At 39.2% G+C, this 25,070-nt stretch carries 20 protein-coding genes, 4 tRNA genes, 4 rRNA genes and 1 pseudogene; 5 read left to right on the forward strand and 24 right to left on the reverse strand.

Going from position 1 to position 25,070, the window contains the following annotated elements; genetic code table 11:
- Nucleotides 1-63 precede the first annotated feature (63 nt).
- The 13 genes from A6A10_RS09050 to A6A10_RS09110 form a co-directional block, all read right to left on the reverse strand.
- The gene (locus A6A10_RS09050) at nucleotides 64-1,725 is read right to left on the reverse strand and encodes a phospho-sugar mutase (protein ID WP_121124024.1); all 1,662 of its coding nucleotides are present in this window, start codon (nucleotides 1,723-1,725) and stop codon (nucleotides 64-66) included.
- Nucleotides 1,726-1,862: 137 nt separating this feature from the next.
- A complete protein-coding gene (locus tag A6A10_RS09055; protein ID WP_121124026.1) occupies nucleotides 1,863-2,165 on the reverse strand; it encodes a DUF5389 family protein in 303 nt (100 codons plus the stop codon).
- 7 nt (nucleotides 2,166-2,172) lie between these two features.
- Entirely contained in the window at nucleotides 2,173-3,066 is an 894-nt protein-coding gene (gene xerD / locus A6A10_RS09060; protein WP_121124028.1) for a site-specific tyrosine recombinase XerD, read from the reverse strand.
- Between the two features lie 75 nt (nucleotides 3,067-3,141).
- Nucleotides 3,142-3,217 (reverse strand) — tRNA-Trp (locus tag A6A10_RS09065).
- Nucleotides 3,218-3,251: 34 nt separating this feature from the next.
- A tRNA-Asp gene (locus A6A10_RS09070) sits at nucleotides 3,252-3,328 on the reverse strand.
- A gap of 11 nt (nucleotides 3,329-3,339) precedes the next feature.
- A 5S ribosomal RNA gene (gene rrf, locus A6A10_RS09075) occupies nucleotides 3,340-3,455 on the reverse strand.
- 54 nt (nucleotides 3,456-3,509) lie between these two features.
- A 5S ribosomal RNA gene (rrf, locus tag A6A10_RS09080) occupies nucleotides 3,510-3,625 on the reverse strand.
- 219 nt (nucleotides 3,626-3,844) lie between these two features.
- Nucleotides 3,845-6,746 (reverse strand): 23S ribosomal RNA (locus A6A10_RS09085).
- A gap of 317 nt (nucleotides 6,747-7,063) precedes the next feature.
- A tRNA-Ala gene (locus tag A6A10_RS09090) sits at nucleotides 7,064-7,139 on the reverse strand.
- Between the two features lie 36 nt (nucleotides 7,140-7,175).
- Nucleotides 7,176-7,252: transfer RNA gene (locus A6A10_RS09095), tRNA-Ile, on the reverse strand.
- A gap of 76 nt (nucleotides 7,253-7,328) precedes the next feature.
- Nucleotides 7,329-8,869, reverse strand: a 16S ribosomal RNA gene (locus A6A10_RS09100).
- Together the 16S, 23S and 5S rRNA genes with 4 tRNA genes alongside form the textbook arrangement of a ribosomal RNA operon.
- Nucleotides 8,870-9,224: 355 nt before the next feature.
- Nucleotides 9,225-10,025 (reverse strand): glutamate racemase, encoded by an 801-nt coding sequence (gene murI / locus A6A10_RS09105; RefSeq protein ID WP_121123584.1) that lies wholly within the window; start codon nucleotides 10,023-10,025, stop codon nucleotides 9,225-9,227.
- A gap of 32 nt (nucleotides 10,026-10,057) precedes the next feature.
- Entirely contained in the window at nucleotides 10,058-10,579 is a 522-nt protein-coding gene (locus A6A10_RS09110; RefSeq protein ID WP_121123586.1) for a chorismate--pyruvate lyase family protein, read from the reverse strand.
- Nucleotides 10,580-10,923: 344 nt separating this feature from the next.
- Between A6A10_RS09110 and A6A10_RS09700 the strand changes: the two are divergent.
- Nucleotides 10,924-11,016, forward strand: a pseudogene (locus A6A10_RS09700) (hypothetical protein); the annotation flags it as partial.
- Nucleotides 11,017-11,383: 367 nt separating this feature from the next.
- Nucleotides 11,384-11,809, forward strand: coding sequence for an OB-fold protein (locus A6A10_RS09120; protein WP_121123588.1), 426 nt, complete (start codon nucleotides 11,384-11,386; stop codon nucleotides 11,807-11,809).
- 83 nt (nucleotides 11,810-11,892) lie between these two features.
- On the opposite strand, the gene recG is transcribed toward A6A10_RS09120, so the two are convergent.
- From recG to rpoZ, 3 genes are all read right to left on the reverse strand, one after another.
- Complete coding sequence (gene recG, locus A6A10_RS09125; RefSeq protein WP_121123590.1) at nucleotides 11,893-13,974, reverse strand: ATP-dependent DNA helicase RecG; 2,082 nt, start codon at nucleotides 13,972-13,974, stop codon at nucleotides 11,893-11,895.
- A gap of 115 nt (nucleotides 13,975-14,089) precedes the next feature.
- Nucleotides 14,090-16,198: a bifunctional GTP diphosphokinase/guanosine-3',5'-bis pyrophosphate 3'-pyrophosphohydrolase gene (gene spoT / locus A6A10_RS09130; protein WP_121123592.1), complete on the reverse strand. Its 2,109-nt coding sequence runs from the start codon at nucleotides 16,196-16,198 to the stop codon at nucleotides 14,090-14,092.
- Between the two features lie 108 nt (nucleotides 16,199-16,306).
- Nucleotides 16,307-16,588 carry a DNA-directed RNA polymerase subunit omega gene (gene rpoZ, locus A6A10_RS09135; RefSeq protein ID WP_121123594.1) on the reverse strand — a complete coding sequence of 94 codons (282 nt, stop codon included), beginning with the start codon at nucleotides 16,586-16,588 and terminating at the stop codon, nucleotides 16,307-16,309.
- Between the two features lie 237 nt (nucleotides 16,589-16,825).
- On the opposite strand from rpoZ, the gene A6A10_RS09140 reads away from it, so the two are divergent.
- Complete coding sequence (locus A6A10_RS09140) at nucleotides 16,826-18,046, forward strand: PQQ-dependent sugar dehydrogenase (protein WP_121123596.1); 1,221 nt, start codon at nucleotides 16,826-16,828, stop codon at nucleotides 18,044-18,046.
- A gap of 75 nt (nucleotides 18,047-18,121) precedes the next feature.
- Here the strand turns inward: A6A10_RS09140 and asnA are convergent, their stop codons facing one another.
- Nucleotides 18,122-19,114 carry an aspartate--ammonia ligase gene (asnA, locus tag A6A10_RS09145; RefSeq protein WP_121123598.1) on the reverse strand — a complete coding sequence of 331 codons (993 nt, stop codon included), beginning with the start codon at nucleotides 19,112-19,114 and terminating at the stop codon, nucleotides 18,122-18,124.
- A 169-nt stretch (nucleotides 19,115-19,283) separates the two neighbouring features.
- Between asnA and asnC the strand changes: the two genes are divergently transcribed.
- Together asnC and udp are read left to right on the forward strand one after the other, a co-directional pair.
- Nucleotides 19,284-19,757 carry a transcriptional regulator AsnC gene (gene asnC, locus A6A10_RS09150; protein ID WP_121123600.1) on the forward strand — a complete coding sequence of 158 codons (474 nt, stop codon included), beginning with the start codon at nucleotides 19,284-19,286 and terminating at the stop codon, nucleotides 19,755-19,757.
- A 127-nt stretch (nucleotides 19,758-19,884) separates the two neighbouring features.
- On the forward strand, nucleotides 19,885-20,649 hold the full coding sequence (udp, locus tag A6A10_RS09155; protein WP_121123602.1) for a uridine phosphorylase: 765 nt from the start codon (nucleotides 19,885-19,887) through the stop codon (nucleotides 20,647-20,649).
- A gap of 107 nt (nucleotides 20,650-20,756) precedes the next feature.
- Here udp and rplS read toward each other — a convergent pair whose 3' ends face one another.
- The 7 genes from rplS to A6A10_RS09190 all read right to left on the reverse strand — a co-directional run bounded on the left by rplS (nucleotide 20,757) and on the right by A6A10_RS09190 (nucleotide 25,060).
- Nucleotides 20,757-21,107: a 50S ribosomal protein L19 gene (gene rplS, locus A6A10_RS09160; RefSeq protein ID WP_121123604.1), complete on the reverse strand. Its 351-nt coding sequence runs from the start codon at nucleotides 21,105-21,107 to the stop codon at nucleotides 20,757-20,759.
- A 12-nt stretch (nucleotides 21,108-21,119) separates the two neighbouring features.
- Nucleotides 21,120-21,887 carry a tRNA (guanosine(37)-N1)-methyltransferase TrmD gene (gene trmD / locus A6A10_RS09165; protein WP_121123606.1) on the reverse strand — a complete coding sequence of 256 codons (768 nt, stop codon included), beginning with the start codon at nucleotides 21,885-21,887 and terminating at the stop codon, nucleotides 21,120-21,122.
- A gap of 50 nt (nucleotides 21,888-21,937) precedes the next feature.
- The gene (gene rimM / locus A6A10_RS09170; protein ID WP_121123608.1) at nucleotides 21,938-22,462 is read right to left on the reverse strand and encodes a ribosome maturation factor RimM; all 525 of its coding nucleotides are present in this window, start codon (nucleotides 22,460-22,462) and stop codon (nucleotides 21,938-21,940) included.
- A gap of 28 nt (nucleotides 22,463-22,490) precedes the next feature.
- The gene (gene rpsP / locus A6A10_RS09175) at nucleotides 22,491-22,739 is read right to left on the reverse strand and encodes a 30S ribosomal protein S16 (RefSeq protein WP_121123610.1); all 249 of its coding nucleotides are present in this window, start codon (nucleotides 22,737-22,739) and stop codon (nucleotides 22,491-22,493) included.
- Nucleotides 22,740-22,912: 173 nt separating this feature from the next.
- A complete protein-coding gene (locus A6A10_RS09180; protein WP_121123612.1) occupies nucleotides 22,913-23,497 on the reverse strand; it encodes an FMN-dependent NADH-azoreductase in 585 nt (194 codons plus the stop codon).
- 153 nt (nucleotides 23,498-23,650) lie between these two features.
- Nucleotides 23,651-24,034, reverse strand: coding sequence for a 50S ribosomal protein L17 (gene rplQ, locus A6A10_RS09185; protein WP_121123615.1), 384 nt, complete (start codon nucleotides 24,032-24,034; stop codon nucleotides 23,651-23,653).
- A 36-nt stretch (nucleotides 24,035-24,070) separates the two neighbouring features.
- Nucleotides 24,071-25,060 carry a DNA-directed RNA polymerase subunit alpha gene (locus tag A6A10_RS09190; RefSeq protein ID WP_121123617.1) on the reverse strand — a complete coding sequence of 330 codons (990 nt, stop codon included), beginning with the start codon at nucleotides 25,058-25,060 and terminating at the stop codon, nucleotides 24,071-24,073.
- Nucleotides 25,061-25,070 lie beyond the last annotated feature (10 nt).

Genomic DNA, 25,070 nt, shown 5'->3' on the forward strand with positions numbered 1-25,070 from the left:
ATGAGTAATTCAATTGATGAAGATGCAGATAAAAGTTAAAACCTTTTTATACAGTTTGTTTTCTTAGCAATCTTGTTTGCCATATTGCTCTTGACGTAAAAGTGAGCGTACACTTTCATCAAATTGAGCTAATACTTTTTCTGCATGTTGTGCATTATCACCACGCACATCAAGATAGAATTTGATTTTTGGTTCTGTACCTGATGGACGAACAATTAAGCGACTACCATTTTCAAGGGTAAACACTAAAATATCACTTTGACGATCTGTCTTCGTATGATCGACAAATTGGCTTACTTTAAATCCGCCGATTTCACTTGGTGGGTTATTACGTAATGCAGCCATCAATTTACTAATGTCACTCAAATCCTGAACACGAATTGAAATTTGACTACTCACATAAGCACCAAATTCTTGAGTGAATTCTTCCGCGTAATCCGCTAGCGTTTTACCTTGTTTTTTCAAATAGCGTACGATATCTAGGAACATAACTGCTGCAGAAATCCCGTCTTTATCGCGTACTTTATCTGGGTCAACTAAATAGCCTAAAGCCTCTTCAAAACCAAATAATAACCCATCAACTTTACCGATATATTTGAATCCTGTTAATGTTTCTTGAGACTCAAAGCCATATTTTTTCGCAATTTCTGCTAATGCAGGCGAAGAAACTAATGAGCAAGCTAATACACCTTTTTTACCTTCCGCTTGGTATTGTTTTGCTAAATACCAACCTAATAAGCATCCAACCACATTACCATGTAAAGATTTCCAATTGCCTTCTGCATCTGGTACTGCCACAGCTAAACGGTCTGCATCAGGGTCGTTCGCAATAATAAACTCAGCATTTTTCTCTTTCGCTAATTTAATCGCTAAATCTAATGCACCTTTCTCTTCTGGATTTGGGAAATTAACTGTCGGGAATGTACCATCTGGTTGAATTTGTTCTTTAACTAAGTGTGGTTGAGGTAAACCTGCTTTTGCTAAAGTCTTCGTTAATACTTCATAACCCACACCATGCATTGCAGTATAAACATAGTTAATATCAGCTTCTGGTTGTTTTGCTAGACTTGCTGTTTTCTCAATATAAGCATTAACCACTTCATCACTTAATACAGTGAAATCTTTGCTACGAGGTAAATCAGTAATAGAACCAGCGGCGACTTTATCAATTAATTTTGCAATATCTTTATCTGCTGGAGAAACAATTTGTCCACCACCATTTGCTTTGCCTAAATAGACTTTATAGCCATTGTCTTCTGGAGGGTTGTGGCTTGCTGTGACCATAACGCCCGCAGTAGTATCAAAATATTTAATCGCAAAAGCTAACACTGGAGTTGGTAACATTCTTGGTAATAGATAGGCTTTAATTCCTGCACCTGCCATGATTTCAGCAGTATCGCGAGCAAAAACATCTGAATTCTTACGACCATCATAACCAATGACGATAGAAGGTTGGTCTTTGTCATAGTCTTTCAAATAATTTGCTAAACCACCTGCAGCTTGTGCAACAAGGACTCTATTCATACCCATTGGTCCCGCTTGTAAACGACCACGTAAGCCTGCTGTACCAAATTGCAAACGTCCATCAAAACGACTTGCTAACTCACGCTCTGCATCATAATCTCCAGATTGAGCTAACTCGAGAAGTTTTGTTAATTCGGTTTTTGTTTCTGTATCTGGATCTTGTTCTAGCCAATTTTTAGCCAAATTAAAAAGTTCTGACATGGATATCTCCTTTTAACAATAAATCAATCTAAACCTACAAGGATCTTTACTATAGCCTAGCTGAAAATAAGAAAAATTAACATGATTAAAAACAAAATCTGTAGAAAATGTCACATTATTTTTATCAGTCATGTGAATTAAAAAAAACTTACGATATACCCGACTAAGCCATAAAACACAATAAAACTTAATGATAGTAATATCTTAGCTAATAATGGATTTTTCTTATGAATTTGAAATAGTACTAATGCCACTAGCAATAGTATGAATGGATAAATCCAAAAAACCACAGAAAAGAAATCAGCTTGAAATAATGTTAGCTCTGAATGTTGGCTAAAACTTGGTGAAACTAATAGAGCCAATGGCCATAATGCACTTGGTAAACATAATAAAGCTAAGGCCCAACCGAATGAAGAAAAACCTTTTTGTGTCGTATTCATGTATTTTTTATCCTCTTGGATGAAATTGTTGATGAAGTGATTTTAATCGGGCTTTCGCAACATGAGTATAAATTTGTGTGGTAGAAAGGTCACTATGCCCTAATAACATTTGAACAACTCTCAAATCAGCACCATGATTAACCAAATGAGTGGCAAACGCATGACGTAATACATGAGGTGAGAGTTTATCTCTTGGAATGCCTACTAGCAATGCATAGTGTTTAATTCTGTGCCAGAATGTCTGACGAGTCATTATTCTGCCTAAACGGCTAGGAAAAACAACATCTGATTGCAAATTTCCCAATAAAATGGGTCTACTATACTGAAAATAATCACGAATCCAATAACTCGCTTCTTCACCCAAAGGTACTATTCTTTCTTTGTCTCCTTTCCCCACAACACGAATTAAACCTTGTGTTAAACTCATATTTTCAATAGCTAAAGAAACAAGCTCCGTGACACGTAACCCCGTGGCATATAAAAGCTCTAACATGGCTTTATCACGTAATTCTAAAGGATCTTCAGTATTTGGTGCATTGAGTAAATCTAAAACTTGTGATTCACTCAATGATTTTGGTAAATGCATTGAGACTTTAGGAAATGTTAATGTTTCTGTAGGATCATTTGATCGATAATTCTCTAGCACTAAGAAACGGAAAAACTTACGCAAACAGCTCATCATTCTTGCTGAACTTGTTGATTTATAGCCATTAGATAATCTTTCTGATAAAAAACTTTGTAAATCAGAATGATCAAGCGTTAAAAAATCTCTGGGGGATTTTAGCCATTCCGTAAAAGATATGAGATCTTGACGATAAGAGGAAATTGTATTTTGTGATAGCTGATGCTCTTGCCACAAAATATCTAAAAATTGTTCAATAATAGGATCTAGGATTTTCATAAGAAAAATCAATTAAAATGAATTACTTCATTCTAATTGATTAAGTAGATTAAATAAATATTTTAGTTATTGTAATGGCAGGGGCGGAGAGGCTCGAACTCCCAACACCCGGTTTTGGAGACCGGTGCTCTACCAATTGAACTACGCCCCTAAAGAGAAAGCGAGTTTATTACTCGCTATAATAGTGGCGGAACGGACGGGACTCGAACCCGCGACCCCCTGCGTGACAGGCAGGTATTCTAACCAGCTGAACTACCGCTCCGCAAATATGGAACCTAGCAGCGACCTACTCTCACATGGCGAAACACCACACTACCATCGGCGTGACAGCATTTTACTTCTGAGTTCGGGATGGATTCAGGTAGTTCTACTGTACTATGACCGCTAGGAAAATTCTTTCTATTAAGTTAGTTCACTCTCAAGAATAAACTAATTTAATAAAGCCCTGATGACGACCTACTCTCACATGGCGAATCACCACACTACCATCGGCGTGACAGCATTTTACTTCTGAGTTCGGGATGGGTTCAGGTAGTTCCACTGCACTATGACCATCAGGATAATCCTGTTGACGACTTCCGTCTTATTCTGTCTGTCTTTTTTTCTTTCTATTCTTTTCTAGGTTTTCTTTACTCTTCCTAGTCCTAAAATCTTAAAACAAGCTGTCTTTCTGTCGACTTCCTTTTACTTCTTTCAGTCTGTGTATCTTTTCTTAGTAAACTTCTACACGCTCTTATGTTTTCTCCATAGTTTTTTTCGAAAAAACACTTGAGGTTGTATGGTTAAGCCTCTCGGGCAATTAGTATGTGTTAGCTCAACGTCTCACAACGCTTACACACCACACCTATCTACGTCGTAGTCTCCAACAACCCTTACTAACTTATAGTTAGGGAGAACTCATCTCTTGGCAAGTTTCGTGCTTAGATGCTTTCAGCACTTATCTCTTCCACATGTAGCTACCCAGCAGTGCCTCTGGCGAGACAACTGGAACACCAGTGATGTGTCCACTCCGGTCCTCTCGTACTAGGAGCAGCCCCAATCAATTCTCCAACGCCCACGGCAGATAGGGACCGAACTGTCTCACGACGTTCTAAACCCAGCTCGCGTACCACTTTAAATGGCGAACAGCCATACCCTTGGGACCTACTTCAGCCCCAGGATGTGATGAGCCGACATCGAGGTGCCAAACACCGCCGTCGATATGAACTCTTGGGCGGTATCAGCCTGTTATCCCCGGAGTACCTTTTATCCGTTGAGCGATGGCCCTTCCATTCAGAACCACCGGATCACTATGACCTGCTTTCGCACCTGCTCGACTTGTCTGTCTCGCAGTTAAGCTTGCTTATACCATTGCACTAACCTCACGATGTCCGACCGTGATTAGCAAACCTTCGTGCTCCTCCGTTACTCTTTGGGAGGAGACCGCCCCAGTCAAACTACCCACCAGACACTGTCCGAGACCACGTTCCGCAGTCTTCGTTAGAACATCAAACGTTAAAGGGTGGTATTTCAAGGACGCCTCCATAGAAACTAGCGTTCCTACTTCATAGGCTCCCACCTATCCTACACATCAAAATTCAATGTTCAGTGTCAAGCTATAGTAAAGGTTCACGGGGTCTTTCCGTCTAGCCGCGGGTACACCGCATCTTCACGGCGATTTCAATTTCACTGAGTCTCGGGTGGAGACAGCCTGGCCATCATTATGCCATTCGTGCAGGTCGGAACTTACCCGACAAGGAATTTCGCTACCTTAGGACCGTTATAGTTACGGCCGCCGTTTACTGGGGCTTCGATCAGGAGCTTCTCTTTCGATAACACCATCAATTAACCTTCCAGCACCGGGCAGGCATCACACCCTATACGTCCACTTTCGTGTTTGCAGAGTGCTGTGTTTTTAATAAACAGTTGCAGCCAGCTGGTATCTTCGACCGGTTCAACCTTCAGGGGCAAGCCCTTACAATCTACGCCGGCGCACCTTCTCCCGAAGTTACGGTGCTATTTTGCCTAGTTCCTTCACCCGAGTTCTCTCAAGCGCCTGAGTATTCTCTACCTGACCACCTGTGTCGGTTTTCAGTACGGTTTATTATAAGCTAGAGCTTAGTGGCTTTTCCTGGAAGCGTGGTATCAGTTACTTCGACTCCGTAGAGTCTCGTCATCACTTCTCGGTGTTTAATAAGAGACCGGATTTGCCTAGTCTCTCCACCTAACGGCTTAAACAGGGATATCCAACACCCTGATAACCTAACCTTCTCCGTCCCCACATCGCACTTATAACAAGTACGGGAATATTAACCCGTTTCCCATCGATTACGCTTTTCAGCCTCACCTTAGGGGCCGACTCACCCTGCCCCGATTAACGTTGGACAGGAACCCTTGGTCTTCCGGCGAACGAGTTTTTCACTCGTTTTATCGTTACTTATGTCAGCATTCGCACTCGTGATACGTCCAGCAAACCTCTCGATTCACCTTCATCCGCTTACACGACGCTCCCCTACCCAACAGAATAAATTCTGATGCCGCAGCTTCGGTACTATATTTTAGCCCCGTTACATCTTCCGCGCAGGCCGACTCGACTAGTGAGCTATTACGCTTTCTTTAAATGATGGCTGCTTCTAAGCCAACATCCTAGCTGTCTAAGCCTTCCCACTTCGTTTCCCACTTAATATAGATTTTGGGACCTTAGCTGGCGGTCTGGGTTGTTTCCCTCTTCACGATGAACGTTAGCACCCACCGTGTGTCTCCTGAGTATCACTCTTCGGTATTCGCAGTTTGCATCGAGTTGGTAAGCCGGGATGGCCCCCTAGTCGAAACAGTGCTCTACCCCCGAAGGTGTCCGCTCAAGGCTCTACCTAAATAGATTTCGGGGAGAACCAGCTATCTCCCGGTTTGATTGGCCTTTCACCCCCAGCCACAGGTCATCCGCTAATTTTTCAACATTAGTCGGTTCGGTCCTCCAGTTAGTGTTACCCAACCTTCAACCTGCCCATGGCTAGATCACCGGGTTTCGGGTCTATACCTTGCAACTACTCGCCCAGTTAAGACTCGGTTTCCCTACGGCTCCCTTATTCAGTTAACCTTGCTACAAAATATAAGTCGCTGACCCATTATACAAAAGGTACGCAGTCACAAGATAAACTTGCTCCCACTGCTTGTACGTACACGGTTTCAGGTTCTATTTCACTCCCCTCACTGGGGTTCTTTTCGCCTTTCCTTCACAGTACTGGTTCACTATCGGTCAATCAGGAGTATTTAGCCTTGGAGGATGGTCCCCCCATCTTCAAACAGGATTTCTCGTGTCCCGCCCTACTTTTCGTTAGCTTAGTACCATGGCCTGGTCTTCGGATACGGGGCTATCACCCTGTGTCGCTGAGCTTCCCAACTCATTCTCCTAACTCTGCCACTATCACTAACTGGCTTCTCCGCTTTCGCTCGCCGCTACTCACAGAATCTCGGTTGATTTCTTTTCCTCGGGGTACTTAGATGTTTCAGTTCTCCCGGTTTGCCTTACTGAGCTATGTATTCACTCAGTAATAATAGGTTCTTCACCTATTGGGTTTCCCCATTCGGATATCTTGGATTAAACGCCTCTTATCGACTCATCCAAGCTTTTCGCAGATTAGCACGTCCTTCTTCGCCTCTGATTGCCTAGGCATCCACCGTGTACGCTTAGTCACTTAACCATACAACCTCAAGTATTTTTAAATCAATTTAATCATTAATATTAAATAATAATTAAATAACAATAAAAAACTCAAAGCTTATGCAAGTCTACTAATACTTGCCTGCTTTTGTTCAGACAAGATTTTATTCTTACTCAGACTTCTTCTTATCCTCTCGGACTTGAAAGTCTCTTCAGTTTTTCAGCTTGTTTCTCAATTTTTAAAGAACAGAAATAACGACGTTTATCGCTATAGGTAAATATAATTAATCCAAAATCATTAACTTAATAATAATTAATCAACCATTACACTTAACTTTAACGACAAGCAGAATATCTTGGTGGAGATAAGCGGGATCGAACCGCTGACCTCCTGCGTGCAAGGCAGGCGCTCTCCCAGCTGAGCTATATCCCCAATATTCTTCAATTCTCCTACTCACTCGCTCTTGAGTGGTGGGTCTGAGTGGACTTGAACCACCGACCTCACCCTTATCAGGGGTGCGCTCTAACCACCTGAGCTACAGACCCACAGGATGAATCGCTTCTTCGTTGCTTCTTTACATCAAACAATCTGTGTGAACACTCGCTATGTCGATTTCTTTGGTAAGGAGGTGATCCAACCGCAGGTTCCCCTACGGTTACCTTGTTACGACTTCACCCCAGTCATGAATCATACCGTGGTAAACGCCCCCCCGAAGGTTAAGCTATCTACTTCTGGTACAACCCACTCCCATGGTGTGACGGGCGGTGTGTACAAGGCCCGGGAACGTATTCACCGCGACATTCTGATTCGCGATTACTAGCGATTCCGACTTCATGGAGTCGAGTTGCAGACTCCAATCCGGACTTAGACGTACTTTCTGAGATTCGCTCCATATCGCTATATCGCTTCCCTCTGTATACGCCATTGTAGCACGTGTGTAGCCCTACTCGTAAGGGCCATGATGACTTGACGTCATCCCCACCTTCCTCCAGTTTATCACTGGCAGTCTCCTTTGAGTTCTCAGCATTACCTGCTAGCAACAAAGGATAAGGGTTGCGCTCGTTGCGGGACTTAACCCAACATTTCACAACACGAGCTGACGACAGCCATGCAGCACCTGTCTCATAGTTCCCGAAGGCACAAACACATCTCTGCGTTCTTCTATGGATGTCAAGAGTAGGTAAGGTTCTTCGCGTTGCATCGAATTAAACCACATGCTCCACCGCTTGTGCGGGCCCCCGTCAATTCATTTGAGTTTTAACCTTGCGGCCGTACTCCCCAGGCGGTCGATTTATCACGTTAGCTACGGGCACCAAGCTTATAGCCCAATCCCCAAATCGACATCGTTTACGGCGTGGACTACCAGGGTATCTAATCCTGTTTGCTCCCCACGCTTTCGTACTTGAGCGTCAGTATATTCCCAAGGGGCTGCCTTCGCCTTCGGTATTCCTCCACATCTCTACGCATTTCACCGCTACACGTGGAATTCTACCCCTCCCTAAAATACTCTAGCGACCCAGTATGAAGTGCAATTCCTAGGTTGAGCCCAGGGATTTCACACCTCACTTAAGTCACCGCCTGCGTACCCTTTACGCCCAGTCATTCCGATTAACGCTCGCACCCTCCGTATTACCGCGGCTGCTGGCACGGAGTTAGCCGGTGCTTCTTCTGTGACTAACGTCAATCTACTGTTCTATTAAAACAATAGCCTTCCTCATCACCGAAAGAACTTTACAACCCGAAGGCCTTCTTCATTCACGCGGCATGGCTGCATCAGGGTTCCCCCCATTGTGCAATATTCCCCACTGCTGCCTCCCGTAGGAGTCTGGACCGTGTCTCAGTTCCAGTGTGGCTGGTCATCCTCTCAGACCAGCTAGAGATCGTCGGCTTGGTAGGCCTTTACCCCACCAACTACCTAATCCCACTTGGGCTCATCTTATGGCATGTGGCCTTGCGGTCCCACACTTTAATCCGTAGATATTACGCGGTATTAGCTACAGTTTCCCGTAGTTATCCCCCTCCATAAGCCAGATTCCCAAGCATTACTCACCCGTCCGCCACTCGTCAGCAGAAAAGCAAGCTTTTCCCTGTTACCGTTCGACTTGCATGTGTTAAGCCTGCCGCCAGCGTTCAATCTGAGCCATGATCAAACTCTTCAATTAAAAGTTCAATCGCTCAATAACTGTTTTCTAGCTTTATTATTCTTTATGAATTTTCAAGTTATAGACACTTATTAAGACTTCAAAATTAAATTTATTTTAAAATCAATCATCAACAAGTGCCCACACAGATTGTCTGATATGTTGTTAAAGAGCAAAAAATAACGACGCACTGCATTAAATCTTTCACAACAGCGCGTCGTTGTGTGGGGCGTATTATAGAGTAAAATAAAACTCTTACAAGCCCTTTTTGTAAAAAAATTTCATTTTTGCGTTAAATGTCTCAAATTTACTCAACAAGATGAAAAACAAAACGAAATCCTATTATAAAACAGGCGATTTCTCATCCAAATTACTACTATAAGTCTAATACGGTTAAATTCTCAAACTGCCAATTTTTCATGACATTCTTTCTTTGTTCAAAATCTTCCGTTCTCTTCGTACAAAAAGCTTGATTATATTTATCTACTTTCTCACTATTATTCAATTTCAATTCATTTGAAAGAAGTGTAACCACTCTTTTTGCAATACCATTACCAGGATCAATAAAATATTTTACCTGAGGAAGCAATTGCATTAACTCCTCTTTTACTAATGGAAAGTGTGTACATCCTAGAATAACGGTATCCAAGTCCATTTCATCTCGCCAAGGTAGAATAATTTCTTTCAAGCGTTGCATATCTACAAAACCAGTTTGCTGCTTTTCTTCTACAAGTTCGACTAAATCCGTCGTGCCGATTTTCTCAATTTGATGATGACTAGCGTAGGTTTGGATAAGATCTGAAACATATTGACGATTCACGGTTCCCTTTGTCGCTAATAATCCAATTTTACCTGTTTTAGAAATCGCTGCCGCAGGTTTGATCGCAGGAACTGTGCCAACTACATGAAAAGAGAATTTTTCACGTAATGTGGGTAAAACTACCGTACTTGCTGTATTACAAGCCACTACGACCATATCAAGCGGATAGTTACGAGCGATCGTTTGTACAATCAATTCTGCTCGCTGAATTAAAAAATCCTCTGTTTTTTCAGAATAGGGAAAATAAGCATTATCAAAACAATATAAATAGTGAGCATCAGGCAAACTTTGGCGAATAGCATCATAGATGGTTAATCCACCCATACCTGAATCGTATAGCAGAATAGTTGGTTTCATATCATAAATAGTTACTAAAATCTTTCGGCATGCTACTCTTTTCGTGAATTTGGTTCAAATGGAAATTCAGCTAAGAACAGTTCATAAATTTCTAAAGGATAATCTTTTAACAATAATAAAGAGCGTCTAGCGTATAACCCTGTCTTTGAATCAAAAGTCCATTCTAAACTTTGACGAATAGGATTTTGTGGAAATAACCATAAGCCTATTGGTTTTTCCCCTAATTGAAGAATCTCTTGTGCAACATTTTCAATTGTAGCTCGAGGAAAAACGGTTTGAGCAAAAATCCATGGCGAGCTATCTCCCTTTAATACAATCTCTCTGACCCAAGCGGTCTGTTCCTGTGAATATTTTGCAAAATTATTGGATAAACTGACCGCTTGCCAATCTTCTTGCGTAATTTCAACAGAGATATTTTGGCTCACAGTCTGTAATTTTTGGGTCAATGATGCCGTATGAAATAGCCAATCAGCAATGTTTGAAGCGACATTATTCTGTGTCGTTTTCCAGTCAGAGTTTTTGAATATATTGCGGTACAAGTTAAGTTTGTTCATTTTATTATGTATAGATAACAACAAACTCTCTACTGGCTTGCAGTTATAATTATTTTAAAGAAAATAGGGTGTCATTGTAATTCAAAATTTATTCATCATCTATAAACGCCCTTCACTTAAGCAAAAAATCTTTCTTCTCACACTTATATGGTTAAGCACGCTTTTACTTTTAATCGCCTACTTTTTGATTACAGTCACAAGACTGAAATTGATCCCCACAAAAAAATGATAAAATTTATGGAGTAAAGAAATCTAAATGTACCTACAAAAAGAAGTTATATTTCATTTAATGGAATGAAAGTAGAGGTGCTCATTATAGAAAAGATTTCCCTTATACTGCCGATCAACCCTATAAAATAATATTAAAAAGACAGAATAATCAAACGGTTGCAGAAAAACTATATTATAATCCAAAACCTATTCCATATTCTGTGTAAACACCTATTCCGAGTATAGTTAATCATCACATGTATTTCTTCTTCATTTCAATAGAATCTCTTTGTTACAAGCGGTCTATTGCTCGGAATATATTGCAAAATAATTTGATAAACTCACCGCTTACCAAGATGCTTGATTAATGCCATCTGCAATATTTCAGCTTACTGTTGTAATTTTTGTGTTAATAACACTGCACAAAATACCTAATCAGTGATATTTAGTACAATACTCTGAATATCTATCCAAATAGTGTTATTAAATTCATACTTATAACACATTGTTTTTACATTAATCCTGAATATAATATTAGCGTTTTTCTATTATGGTGCTATCTCAAACGAACAAATTGGAACATTAGGAGGAATCATGAATAAAAAATTAGCAACATTAGTATGTTCAACCTTATTTCTTACTTCTTGTGCAGATCTAAACTCCGCTTTAGATTCCGTCAATAAAACGATCAGTTCAGTGGCTCAACCTCCTCAAGCAAAAGTACTTAATTCAAATCAAATATGTGAAGACTTTTTAGACAATGAAGTTGTTGCCAAAAGAAATTGGATAAATAGTTATGTTTCTGTTAAAGGAAAAATAGAATCCATTTATGAAGATGAATGGGGAGACACTAACGTAATTATAAGTGCTGGTAGAGGAGTTAGCATTGGGGCATCATTAAATCCCGGAGTAAATATAGATAGTTTAAAAAGAGGTAATAATATAAATATTAAGGGATATCTAGAAACAATTATGCATACAGGAACTTGTAAGATTTTAATTGATAAAGCCACCTTATAGTATTTAAGTTTTTTATCAACAAATTAATTTCATAAAAATAATAGTATGTGACTAACACATACTATTATTTTTTTCTTCAAAATCTACGCATTACTATACTCTGCATTATCACTAATCCAACGATAAATCAGCTGTTCGGCTATATCGGGGTATTTATTGATTAATTGTTTTGCGTAAGATTGGACTAAGGGGATCATTTTGCGATCACGCATGAGATTCGCTATTTTTAACTCCGCCATTCCTGTCTGTTTTGTCCCTAGAATTTCGCCCATTCCTCGAATTTGAAGATCTTTTTCTGCTATAACAAAGCCATCTTGGCTATCACGCAATACTTGCAAACGCTTTGAGGAAATTTTTCCCAGTGGGGGTTTATACATGAGGACACAATGAGATGCTGTTGCGCCTCGTCCAACTCGTCCTCGTAATTGGTGTAACTGCGCAAGCCCTAATCGTTCTGAATTTTCGATAATCATCAAGCTGGCATTGGGTACATCAACGCCCACTTCGATTACAGTGGTTGCCACAAGTAAATCAATATTACCTTGTTTAAACTCCGCCATAATGGCTTGTTTCTCTTGTAGTTTCATTCTGCCATGCACTAAGCCAATACGTAAATCCGACAAGGCTCGCTGTAAATCTTCTGCTATTGCTTCCGCTGCTTGAGCTTCTAACACTTCTGATTCATCAATGAGGGTACAGACCCAATAGGCTTGGCGATGCTCATTTTTACAAGCTTGATACACCCGCTGAACAATTTCATCTCGGCGTTCTTCCGAAATCGCTACGGTGGTAATTGGTGTGCGTCCTGGTGGCAATTCATCAATAATAGACGTATCTAAATCAGCATAAACCGTCATTGCTAATGTTCTTGGAATAGGCGTAGCTGTCATAATAAGCTGATGAGGGTAAATGTCTTCCTTTACCCCTTTTTCTCGTAAGCTTAAACGTTGATGCACACCAAAGCGGTGTTGTTCATCAATAATCACTAAAGCAAGCTGATTAAACTCAACTTGATCTTGGAACAACGCATGCGTCCCAATGATCATCTGCACTTGCCCTGTTTGAATCGCTTCTAACTGTGCTTGTCTTGCTTTGCCCTTGACCTTCCCCGCCAACCAACCAACTTCAATACCAAAGGGTTTTAACCAATTAGCGAAATTATTTGCGTGTTGTTCCGCTAAAATTTCTGTCGGTGCCATTAATGCCACTTGTTTACCATTATCAATTGCTAATAATGCAGCCAATGCCGCCACCAATGTTTTTCCCGAACCAACGTCCCCTTGCACTAATCGCATCATAGGAAAAGGTTTTGCTAAATCTTGTTCGATTTCTTGAGCAACCCGCCATTGTGCATTGGTTGGTTTAAAAGGTAGTGTGGATAAAAACCGTTGTTTTAAATCAGTTTTATAGGTCAAAGGCTCTGCATGGTGTTGTTGAATCCCTTTTCTGATTTTCTGCATCGCTAAGTTATGCGCTAAAAGTTCTTCAAAAATGAGTCGTTTTTGCGCAGGGTGTTCACCATTCTCTAATTGTTCAATACTGGTATCGGGGGTTGGACGATGCAGGAATTGCAAAGCTTCTTTCAAACTGTATTTATGGGGATTAAATTCATCGGGTAATAATTCAGGTACCTGTACATTCGCTAAAACGCCCAATGCCTGATCCGTTAATTTTCTCAGCGAGGCTTGTTTTAGCCCTTCGGTTTTAGAATAAATTGGAGTTAAGGTTTCTGCTAGTACAAGCGGTTGGTCCCCTCGAATAATTTGATATTCTGGATGATGAATTTCTGCCATGTAGCGACCACGTTTGATTTCACCAAAGGCTTTGACTCTCGCTCCAGCGACCAAGCTATTTTTCATTCCTGCATTAAAGTTAAAAAACTTAAGCATTATTTTGCTTGTACCGTCCGACAACGTAGTAGAAAGAATCGGGCGTTTACCAAATTGCACTTCCGTGACTAAAACCGTTCCCTCGATCGTTGCATAAGATTCTGGACGCAAATCGATAATCGGCGTGATCCGTGTACGATCTTCATAACGCATAGGCAAATGAAATAACAGATCCTGTACGTTATTGATCCCAATTCGACTTAATCGTTCTGAAATCGCCGCACCAACACCTGATAAAGCTGTTAATGGAATACCGTCTAATAGTTGTGAATTCATAATTCGTAAAATTTTCTGAGGAACTGACCGCTTAACTGTATAAAAATACAATTGTATAGAAGAAAAAAGGGTGTCGCAATGACACCCTTATGTTTAATCGACTTATCGCAAAAAATTAAATGGATCTGGCCGCTTGGACTACGCCATTCAGGTGCGATAATTTGTGTAAGATAGCTTCTAAATGGGATTTATCTACCACGCTAATCACAAGTTTAAGCTGATAAATCCCCCCCGCTAAACGTGTACCATTGATATTTAAAATATTGCTATTCATTTTCGCCAAGGTTGCTGCTATATCCGCCAATACGCCTTGTTGATTTAAAGTATCAATATAGATTGCCGATTCAAATTCAACGGCTTTCTCTTTAGCGATTTCCCAATTTACCGCCATGTAATCACGCTTATCATTCAAATGATCTTTCACATTATGGCAAGTCACATTATGAATTGTTAAGCCCTTACCTGAACTGATATGCGCTATGATTTCATCGCCGGGTACTGGTAAACAACATTGTGCAAAACTGATTAAGCTACTTTCGATGCCCTTAATCGCTAGAGGTTGATTATTTTCTGGGTTACCATCTGTATCAATTTCTAGTTTTTCACCTGATAAACGTTGTGCAACAATACCGCTCACTTGATTACCTAATCCTATTTCCGCGAGCAAATCATCAAAGGTTTCTAATTTTAATTCCTTCAATACTGATTGCTGAATAGTCGGATCGATATTTGAAAAATTAGTTGCATTCAATGAAAGCAATAATTGGCGTTTCCCTAACGAAATTGCCGCATCACGTTTTTGGTTTTTCAAGGTATTGCGAATACTTGAACGTGCTTTAGCCGTCACCACAAAATTCAACCACAAGGCATTTAAACGCACAGAATCTGCCGTTTGAATTTCTACCGTTTGCCCTGATTGTAATGGTTCGGAAAGTGGGTAAGGTTGATGATCGACGATTGCACCAATACATCTATCACCAATATCAGTATGCAACGCATAAGCAAAATCGACAGGTGTCGCTTTAGCAGGTAACTGAATAATTCGACCTTTTGGCGTAAAGACATAAATATCGCTAGAAAATAGGTCTGATTTAACATTCTCGATAAATTCAGCGGAATTCCCTGCACTTTGTTGCATTTCAACGATACTTTTCAGCCATTTTTGAATACGCACCTGTACACTTGTACTAACATAATCTTGATAACGCCAATGTGCTGCCACACCCAATTTCGCCATTTCATCCATTTCTTCAGTACGAATTAAAACGTCAATTGGTGCGCCTTTGTGTCCAATCATTGAAGTATGTAACGACTGATAGCCATTCGTTTTGGGTACAGCGATATAGTCTTTGACTTGCCCTGGGCGAGGTTTATACAGTGAGTGCATTAAGCCTAAGGTGCGGTAGCAATTATCAATATTTTCCACCACAACCCTAAAGGAATAAATATCTAAAATGGAATTAAAATACTGCTCTTTCTCACGCATCTTTTGATAAAGATAGAAAAGTGGACGCTCTTTACCATAAATGCGTGAGCGAATACCCACTTCATCTAAGCGACCTTTCATATCTGCTGTGATACGCTGAATTAATGGTTGTAAATGACCTCGAGCAGCTTCAACTGCACGTTTAATCACCTTATAGCGATAAGGATACATTGCCTCAAAACAAAGATCTTCTAATTCTGATTTGAGCGATTCCATCCCTAAACGATGGGCTAATGGGGTATAAATTTCTAAGGTTTCTTTGGCAATACGCTGACGTTTATCTGGGCGTAATGCACCTAATGTCCGCATATTATGAGTGCGATCCGCCAATTTAATCAAAACTACGCGAACATCTTTGGTCATCGCCAAAATCATTTTGCGAAAATTTTCGACTTGTGCTTCTTGGCGGGTTCTAAATTTAAGTTTATCTAATTTTGATACGCCTTGAACAATCTCTGCCACGCTAGTGCCAAATTCCTCAGCTAATTGTTCTTCTGTATAAGGAGTATCTTCAATTACATCATGTAATAACGCTGCCATTACTGCTTCATGATCTAATTTCATCTTTGCAATAATGCCTGCAACCGCAACAGGATGCGTGATATAGGGTTCACCACTAGAGCGAAATTGCCCCTGATGACCATCTTTCGCTACCTCAAAAGCACGTTTTACCAGCTCGATTTTGTCTGGCGGTAAATATTCTTGAATAATGGTATGAAGACTTTCAAAAAGATGCACACTATACCCCACTTAAAATGACCTAAATTTAGATACAAAAATGGACAATATAAAATGCAAAATGAGGTGATGATCTCACCGCTTGCAAATTAGATTGTCCAAATAAAATTAAGAGTTTGCTTGAACATCCGCAAGGAAAGAGATCGCCTCACGCTCAGCAACTTCTTGATGAAGTGCATCGATACTTTCTTGTTGATCCATCACTTTATTATCGATAAGACCTTCTTCAATTTCACGTAAAGCAATGACTGTTGGCTTATCATCTTCTTCTGGCACTAACGCTTCACGAGTATGAAGTTGCAATTGTCTTGCACGACGTGCTGCTGTTAAAATTAAATCAAAACGGTTACCAATTTTTTCTACAGCATCTTGAACTGTTACACGAGCCATTATTTACTCCACTTTGTAAATTTTTAATTTCTAAAAGGATATAGATTATATAGAAGTTGTGCTGACCTTACAATAAACTCAAGGTAACTCTTAACAAATAGATCCTATAGGCTGAACTAATCAGAATAAAAATAATCCGTTGATCATAAATATTACTGTTTTATTATATATTTGACGTAAAATAATTGACGTAAAAGAACGTAACTTTGCTTTCAATGTGCTAGGAAGGAACTTGTAATGAAAAGAAAAATGTTAGCAATCCTAATGAGTTTTTATGCCTCAGTAGCCTATTCTGCTGTAGAAAACCCGACTGTTAATATTATGGATGAGCACTTTGATGCTAAAGTATTAATCGATAATCTACACAGCCCTACTGATATGGATTGGGGATATGATAATAATATTTGGCTCATCGAAAATGAGAGTAATCAGTTATCAACCGTGAATCCAGAAACGGGAGAACATCATGTCATTTATACTCCGCCATTAATCTCTACGGAAACGAAACGACCAACCCTACTCAGTTTTGCATTTCACCCTGAATTCTTAAAAAATAAGCAATCTGATTATTTATACCTCTATCAAAGCTACACTGTACCTAATAATGAGGAAGGAGAAACTCAAATATGGGGAAAGATCACCCGTTTAACTTATGATAGTTCAACGCAACAATTCGTTAATGAGATCACGTTGATCGATAAGATCCCATCAAATGTCGATCATCCATTTGGATCACTACATTTTGGATCCGATGGAAAACTTTACCTCGCATTAGATGATCATACTTCAGCTCAACAATGTGAAAATACGGTAGCCCAAACAATTCCATCCGCAAACGATATTGTGACTCAAGATTTTAGTGATTATCGAGGGAAAATATTACGCCTAAATACCGATGGCACGATTCCAGAAGATAATCCGAGAATACAAGGCATAAAAAGCCATATTTTTGCGTACGGCTTTCACCGTCCTAAAAATCTGATCTTTAGTCAGGATCGTATTTTTAATGTCGATCAAGGTACTCAAATCAATGATGAAATCAATATTATTGGTGCAGGAAATAATTATGGTTGGCCAACAATGCTAGGTTATTCTGAAAATATGAATTGTGCTGAACAAGCTATAAAAAATACTTCAACACAGACACAACTACCAATTAAGACATTTTCAGATACTATTGAGCCTAGTGGTTTAGCCTATTATTCAAAGACTGGGGGAATTACCGCTCTACAAAATTCGATACTTGTGACAGGGCATAAAACAGGTACTTTATATCAAATTCCACTTAATCCAGAAAGATCTCAAGCAAACGGAAATACTGTCGCTCATCTCTATTCTAACAACCATTATCAATCTGTATTAGTTAGCGCTGATGGGAAAAAAATCTATATTGCAACAGATAATAGCGAAAGCTCAGATAATCGTGGGGCAATTCTTATTTTCACTCAAAAACTCTAAAGCAAAGCGGTAAGATCATTGCAAAATTTTGCAAAAATCTTACCGCTTGTCACTAAACTATCTTACGATTCGCGATTATAAAATGTTTTCGTATTGTTCTAACATCGCTTTTGGCCATACGCTAGATTGTACTTCACCAATGTGACGTTTATGTAATAAGAACATTGCCATACGAGATTGACCGATACCACCACCGATAGACAATGGTAAACGACCTGCTAATAAATCTTTATGCCAATCCATTTCTAAACGATCTTCATCACCAGTTAATGAAACTTGTAAGCGTAATGCTTTCTCATCCACACGGATACCCATTGATGATAATTCAAATGCTGTACCTAATTGTTCATTCCAAACTAAAATATCACCGTTTAAGCCTTTATAACCTTTCTCAGATTCTGTTGTCCAGTCATCGTAGTCTGGCGCACGTCCATCATGAGCTTTACCATCTGATAATTCGCCACCAATACCAATTAAGAATACTGCACCGTGTTCTTTACAGATTGCATTCTCACGTTGTTTACTTGTCATATCTGGATAGCGTTTTACTAAATCTTCACTGTGAACAAACGTAATTTGTTTTGGTAATTCTGAAGGAATATCAAAACGTGCTTCAACTGCTAATTCAGTTAAACGAATCGCACGATAAATCGAACTTACTGTTTCTTTTAAATATTCGAAATTACGACGACCTTCAGGAATCACTTTTTCCCAATCCCATTGATCCACATAAACAGAGTGAGTTGGATCTAAAGAATCTTCATCTGGGCGTAATGCTTTCATATGAACAAATAAGCCTTCACCTTCTTTAAAATGGAAACGAGATAATGTATGACGTTTCCATTTTGCGAGAGAATGAACCACTTCATAGGTTGCATCTGGAATTTGTTTAACATGAACTTGAACCGCTTTTTCAACGCCAGAAAGGTTATCTTGCATCCCGTTACCCACTTCACTTAGTATTGGGCCTTGCACTTCAATAATATCTAATTGTTCTATTAAGTTTTGAGTAAATGTGTTCTTAACAAAGCTAATTTCTTGTTGTTGTAAAATAAATGATTTTTGCATAATAAATACCTTAAATAATTTTTTAATTCGTCAAAAGATGAATACAATCTAAAGCATTTCACAAAAAATTCAATAGATAATCAAACAAAAAGCATTTATGATAAATAATATCTAAAAATACCCCATTATTTTAGATAAAATCTATTTTTAATATCATTTGGAGGATAATTTGCAGACCAATCACCAATTACGATTACAAATTGACCAGCTCGATCAACAGATTTTACGCGTCTTAACCAGAGATGCTCGAACATCTTATGCAGAAATGGCAAAAAAATTTAATGTCAGCCCTGGAACAATCCATGTACGTGTGGAAAAAATGCGTCAAGCGGGCATTATTGAAGGCACAAAAATTCGTATTAATGAGCGTAAACTCGGTTATGACGTTTGTTGCTTCATTGGTATTATTTTGAAAAGTGCAAAAGATTACGGTGGTGTCATTGCGAAGCTACGCGAATTTGATCAAGTGGTGGAGGCTTACTATACAACGGGCAATTACTCTATTTTTATTAAGGTCATGACGCATACCATAGAAGAACTTCATGAGGTGCTTGCAACCAAAATTCAGCTTATTGATGAAATTCAATCAACGGAAACGCTAATCTCAATGCAAAATCCAATCTTGCGAGATATCAACCCATAAGCAAACGTTTCCCTTTGATCTTGTTCACAAATTTACAGATTCATCACCGAAAAAAGTCGCCTATTCTCTCAATGGGTTGGTAGAATAGCGTTACTACATATAACAATTAATATTTGAGGGAAAAATTATGTCAGAAGTATTTCATTTAGGCTTAACAAAAGCCATGTTAAAAGGCGCAAAAGTTGCTATCGTTCCTGGAGATCCTGCTCGTAGTGAGCGTATTGCAGCCAAAATGGATAATCCTGAATTTCTTGCATCCACTCGTGAATTTACTTCATGGTTAGGTTATGTAGATGGTCAACCTATCGTGGTATGTTCAACAGGGATCGGTGGTCCTTCTGTCTCAATTTGTGTAGAAGAATTGGCTCAATTAGGTGTACGTACCTTCCTACGTATCGGTACAACAGGTGCAATCCAACCGCATATCAACGTGGGTGATGTACTTGTGACAACAGGTGCAGTACGCTTAGATGGTGCAAGCTTACACTTTGCACCAATGGAATATCCAGCAGTTGCAAACTTTGAAGCAACCAATGCTCTATATGCTTCAGCATTAGAACACAATGTAAAACCTTATGTGGGTATCACCGCTTCATCTGATACATTCTATCCTGGTCAAGAACGTTACGATACTTACTCAGGTAAAGTTTATCGTCATTTCCAAGGTTCATTAAAACAATGGCAAGAACTCAATGTCATGAACTTTGAAATGGAATCAGCAACACTCTTCACGATGTGTGGTGCATTAGGATTACGTGCAGGTATGGTGTCAGGTGTTATAGTGAACCGTACACAACAAGAAATTCCTAATGAAGAAACCATTAAAGGTACTGAAGAAAAAGCAATTTCCGTTGCAGTTAAAGCAGCAGGTAAACTTGCTTTAGATTACTAAAAAATTTGCAATTCTGCCCGCTTTATTTGAAAAAGCATGTTCTTAAAGCACAAAAAGAAAAAAGGCTTGGAAAATTCCAAGCCTTTAGCATATTACCTAAATGCAAATTAATTGCCGAGACGCTCTTTAATACGTGCAGATTTACCTGAACGCTCACGTAAGTAGTAAAGTTTAGCTTTACGTACCGCACCTTTACGTTTAACAGCAATGCTGTCAATAACAGGTGAGTGAGTTTGGAATACACGCTCAACGCCTACGCCATTTGAGATTTTACGTAGGGTAAATGCTGAATGCAAGCCACGGTTACGAATTGCAATAACCACGCCTTCGAACGCTTGCAAACGTCTTTTACTACCTTCTACTACCCATACCTTAACTTCTAATGTGTCACCTGGACGGAAACTAGGTATGTTTTGTTTTAACTGTTCTTGTTCGATTTGTTTGATGATATTACTCATTTTAAAAACCTTCTATGTCCTAGAATTAACTGATTTGTGTTGTTTCTTAATTTTTTCCAACAACACCCTTTGTTCGTCAGTCAGAGCTAGGCTATCCAATAGCTCAGGGCGTCTTAACCATGTTCTCTCAAGCGATTGCTCTAATCGCCATTGACGAATTTTCTCATGGTGTCCAGACATCAGCACCGACGGCACAGGTATCTCATCTAATACTTCTGGGCGAGTGTAATGAGGACAATCTAATAATCCATCTACAAAAGAATCTTCTAATGCAGAGGCTTGCTTGCCTAATACACCAGGAATAAATCTTGCAACAGCATCAATTAATGTCATTGCAGGCAATTCCCCACCCGTTAAAACATAATCGCCTATTGACCATTCCTCATCAACTTCAGATTGAATTAATCTTTCATCAATGCCTTCATAGCGTCCACATACTAAAATCAGTTTCTGATTCGTAGCAAGTTCTTGCACGCCACTTTGATCTAATTTACGACCTTGTGGAGAAAGATAAATCACCTTTGCTTCCACACCATCTTCTTTACAAGCGGTCAGTTTAGCTTCACGAATTGCATCACGAAGAGGCTGAACCATCATCAACATGCCTGGACCACCACCATAAGGACGATCATCCACGGTTTTATGTTTATCATGCGTAAAATCTCTTGGATTCCAACATGATACTTGTAATAGATTATGTTTTACTGCTCTACCTGTAACCCCGAATTCGGTAATTGCTTTAAACATTTCGGGAAACAGTGAAATGATACCAATCCACATACTTTATTTTCTCTGAAATGCTACACCTAAAGCTAACCGCATACCTGAGGTTAGAAACCAGCGTCCCAATCCACTTCAATTATTTTAGTGGTGAGATCTACTCTTTTAACTACTTGTTCGTATAAGAACGGAATTAATCGTTCCTGTTTACCAAAAGCATCCTTACTACTTGCTTGCACAACTAATACATCATTTGATCCAGTTTCCATTAACTCAGTCACTTTACCCATATTATAGCCATCAAGGTTAATTACTTCGCAACCGATTAAATCATGCCAATAATAATCCCCTTCTTCTAGCTTAGGAAAACAACTTAAATCAACACCAATTTCCATATTAGTTAGTAGCTGAGCTGACTCACGGTCATCTGTCCCTACTAATTTAACAATCAAATCATTATTGTGATAACGCCAAGTTTCTAGTTCAACTTCTTGCCATTGACCTTTAATATTTAAAAACCAAGGCTGATAGTCAAAAATACTTTCAGAATATTCTGTCGATGAATAAAGACGCAACCAGCCTCGGATTCCATAGGTTGATCCTAATTTTCCGACAACTTCAATTTGCTTATTCATATTTATTCACCTACAACAAAAATAAAGATTAAGCTGCTTGACGCGCTTCTTTAACTAAAGTAGCAACACGTACTGAAAGTGATGCACCTTTTGCAACCCACTCATCAACTTTAGATACATCTAAACGTAAACGTTCTGCTTTACCTGTTGCAACTGGATTGAAAAAACCGATACGCTCAATGAAGCGACCGTCACGTGGTGAGCGACTATCTGCTACCACGATTTGATAAAATGGGCGTTTTTTAGCTCCGCCACGAGTTAAACGAATGGTTACCATAACCTTCCTCTAATTTTTGATAGTAAAAAATAAAACCCTCGTTCGAGGTGAGGGTACGAAAACTTGAACTCATAAAAAAGAGAGAACAAGCGGTCGGATTATACTTATTTTAAATAAAAAAACAAGGGACATAAGTCCCTTGTCAATATATAAAAATACTCTTTTAACTAAAATTAAAGAGCAGCAGCGATGCTATCTAATTCTTGTTTTGCAGCTTCAATTGCTTTTGGTGCATGGTCTGCCATTGCTAAACCTGGAGCATAAACGAATTGAACATCAGTAATACCGATGAAACCTAGGAAAGTTTGTACAAATGGTTTAACTAAATCTGTTGGGCCATCTTTATGCATACCACCACTTGTTAAAATAACAACTGCTTTTTTACCTTTTACTAAACCTTCTGGGCCTTCAGCTGTATATTGGAAAGTAACACCAGCACGAGCAACGAAATCAAAATAGCTTTTTAATTGTGCAGGAACACTGAAGTTATACATAGGAGCATTGATAACAACAACATCAGTACCTTTTAATTCTTCAACTAAGCTATCTGATAATGCTAATAATGATTTTTGCTCTTCTGATTGTGCTTCACCACGAGTTGCAGCAGCTGCATCACCAGTAAAGTATGGTAATGGTTGAGCAACTAAATCACGAGTTGTTACATCTCCATTTACTTTAGACACAAAATAATCACTTAATTGGTTAGATTGTGAATAACCCGAAAGAATACTTGATTTTAAAACTAATACTTTTTTCATGTGAAACCTCTTATTAATTAACAATAAAATTACAATCGCAGTGTATTATTTATCAAAAAAGAAATAAATAGAAATATTGTAAAAATAGTTTTTACTATTAATAAATAATAAAGCCCGAAACAACTTCCGGGCTTTATCATTTTATTTACACTACTACTCTTCAGCTGCTTCAGCATTCGCTGAACGCTCAACTAGCTCAATATAAGCCATTGGAGCATTATCTCCTGAACGGAAACCACATTTCAAAATGCGAGTATAACCCCCAGCACGTTGAGAAAAACGTGGACCTAATTCATTAAATAACTTAGCAACTGTATCTACGTTGCGTGTACGAGCAAAAGCTAAACGACGATTAGCTACGCTATCAACTTTTGCTAAAGTAATTAACGGCTCAACTACACGACGTAACTCTTTCGCTTTAGGTAAAGTTGTTTTGATAATCTCATGATTAATCAAAGAACTTGCCATATTACGAAACATCGCTTGGCGATGACTGCTGTTACGGTTTAATTGACGTCCACTCTTACGATGGCGCATAACCTTATTCCTTCTTAGAAAATCTAATACCTAAAATTATTCTTCAGCTATACTTGCTGGAGGCCAATTTTCAAGGCGCATACCCAGTGATAAGCCACGAGAAGCTAACACATCCTTGATCTCAGTAAGTGATTTCTTACCTAAATTAGGAGTTTTTAATAACTCAACTTCTGTACGTTGTACTAAATCACCGATATAGTGAATTGTCTCTGCTTTCAAACAGTTAGCAGAACGAACTGTCAGCTCTAAATCATCGACTGGACGAAGAAGAATAGGATCAAACTCCGGTTTTTCTTCTTTTACTTCAGGCTGACGAACATCACGCAAATCAACGAATGCGGCTAGTTGCTCCGCTAAAATCGTTGCAGCACGACGGATGGCATCTTCAGGATCTAATGTTCCATTAGTTTCCATCTCAATAATAAGCTTATCTAAGTCTGTACGTTGTTCGACACGAGCAGCTTCTACATTGTAAGCAATGCGATCTACTGGACTAAAACGTGCATCAACTAATAAGCGACCAATTGGACGATCATCATCTTGTAAATGTACACGAGCAGAAGCTGGTACATATCCACGACCACGTTGCACTCGAATTCTCATGCTAATCGACGCATTTTTATCTGTCAAATGACAGATAACATGGTCAGGATTCACAATTTCAACATCACCATCGTGCGTAATGTCTGCTGCAGTCACAGGGCCAATTCCAGATTTAGTTAGTGTCAAAATAATATCATCTTTATTTTGCACCTTTACCGCTAGACCTTTAAGGTTTAACAATACTTCAAGAATATCTTCTTGTACGCCTTCTTTACTGCTGTATTCATGTAATACACCATCAATTTCTACTTCTGTAACTGCATAACCAGGCATAGACGAAAGTAAAATGCGACGAAGTGCGTTACCTAATGTGTGGCCAAAACCACGCTCTAACGGTTCTAAGGTCACTTTTGCGTGAGTAGAACTAATTTGTTCAATATTCACTAAGTGTGGCTTTAAAAATTCTGTCACAGAACCCTGCATTTTATCCTCT

This window comes from Otariodibacter oris, from assembly GCF_009684715.1.
Taxonomy (GTDB): domain Bacteria; phylum Pseudomonadota; class Gammaproteobacteria; order Enterobacterales; family Pasteurellaceae; genus Otariodibacter; species Otariodibacter oris.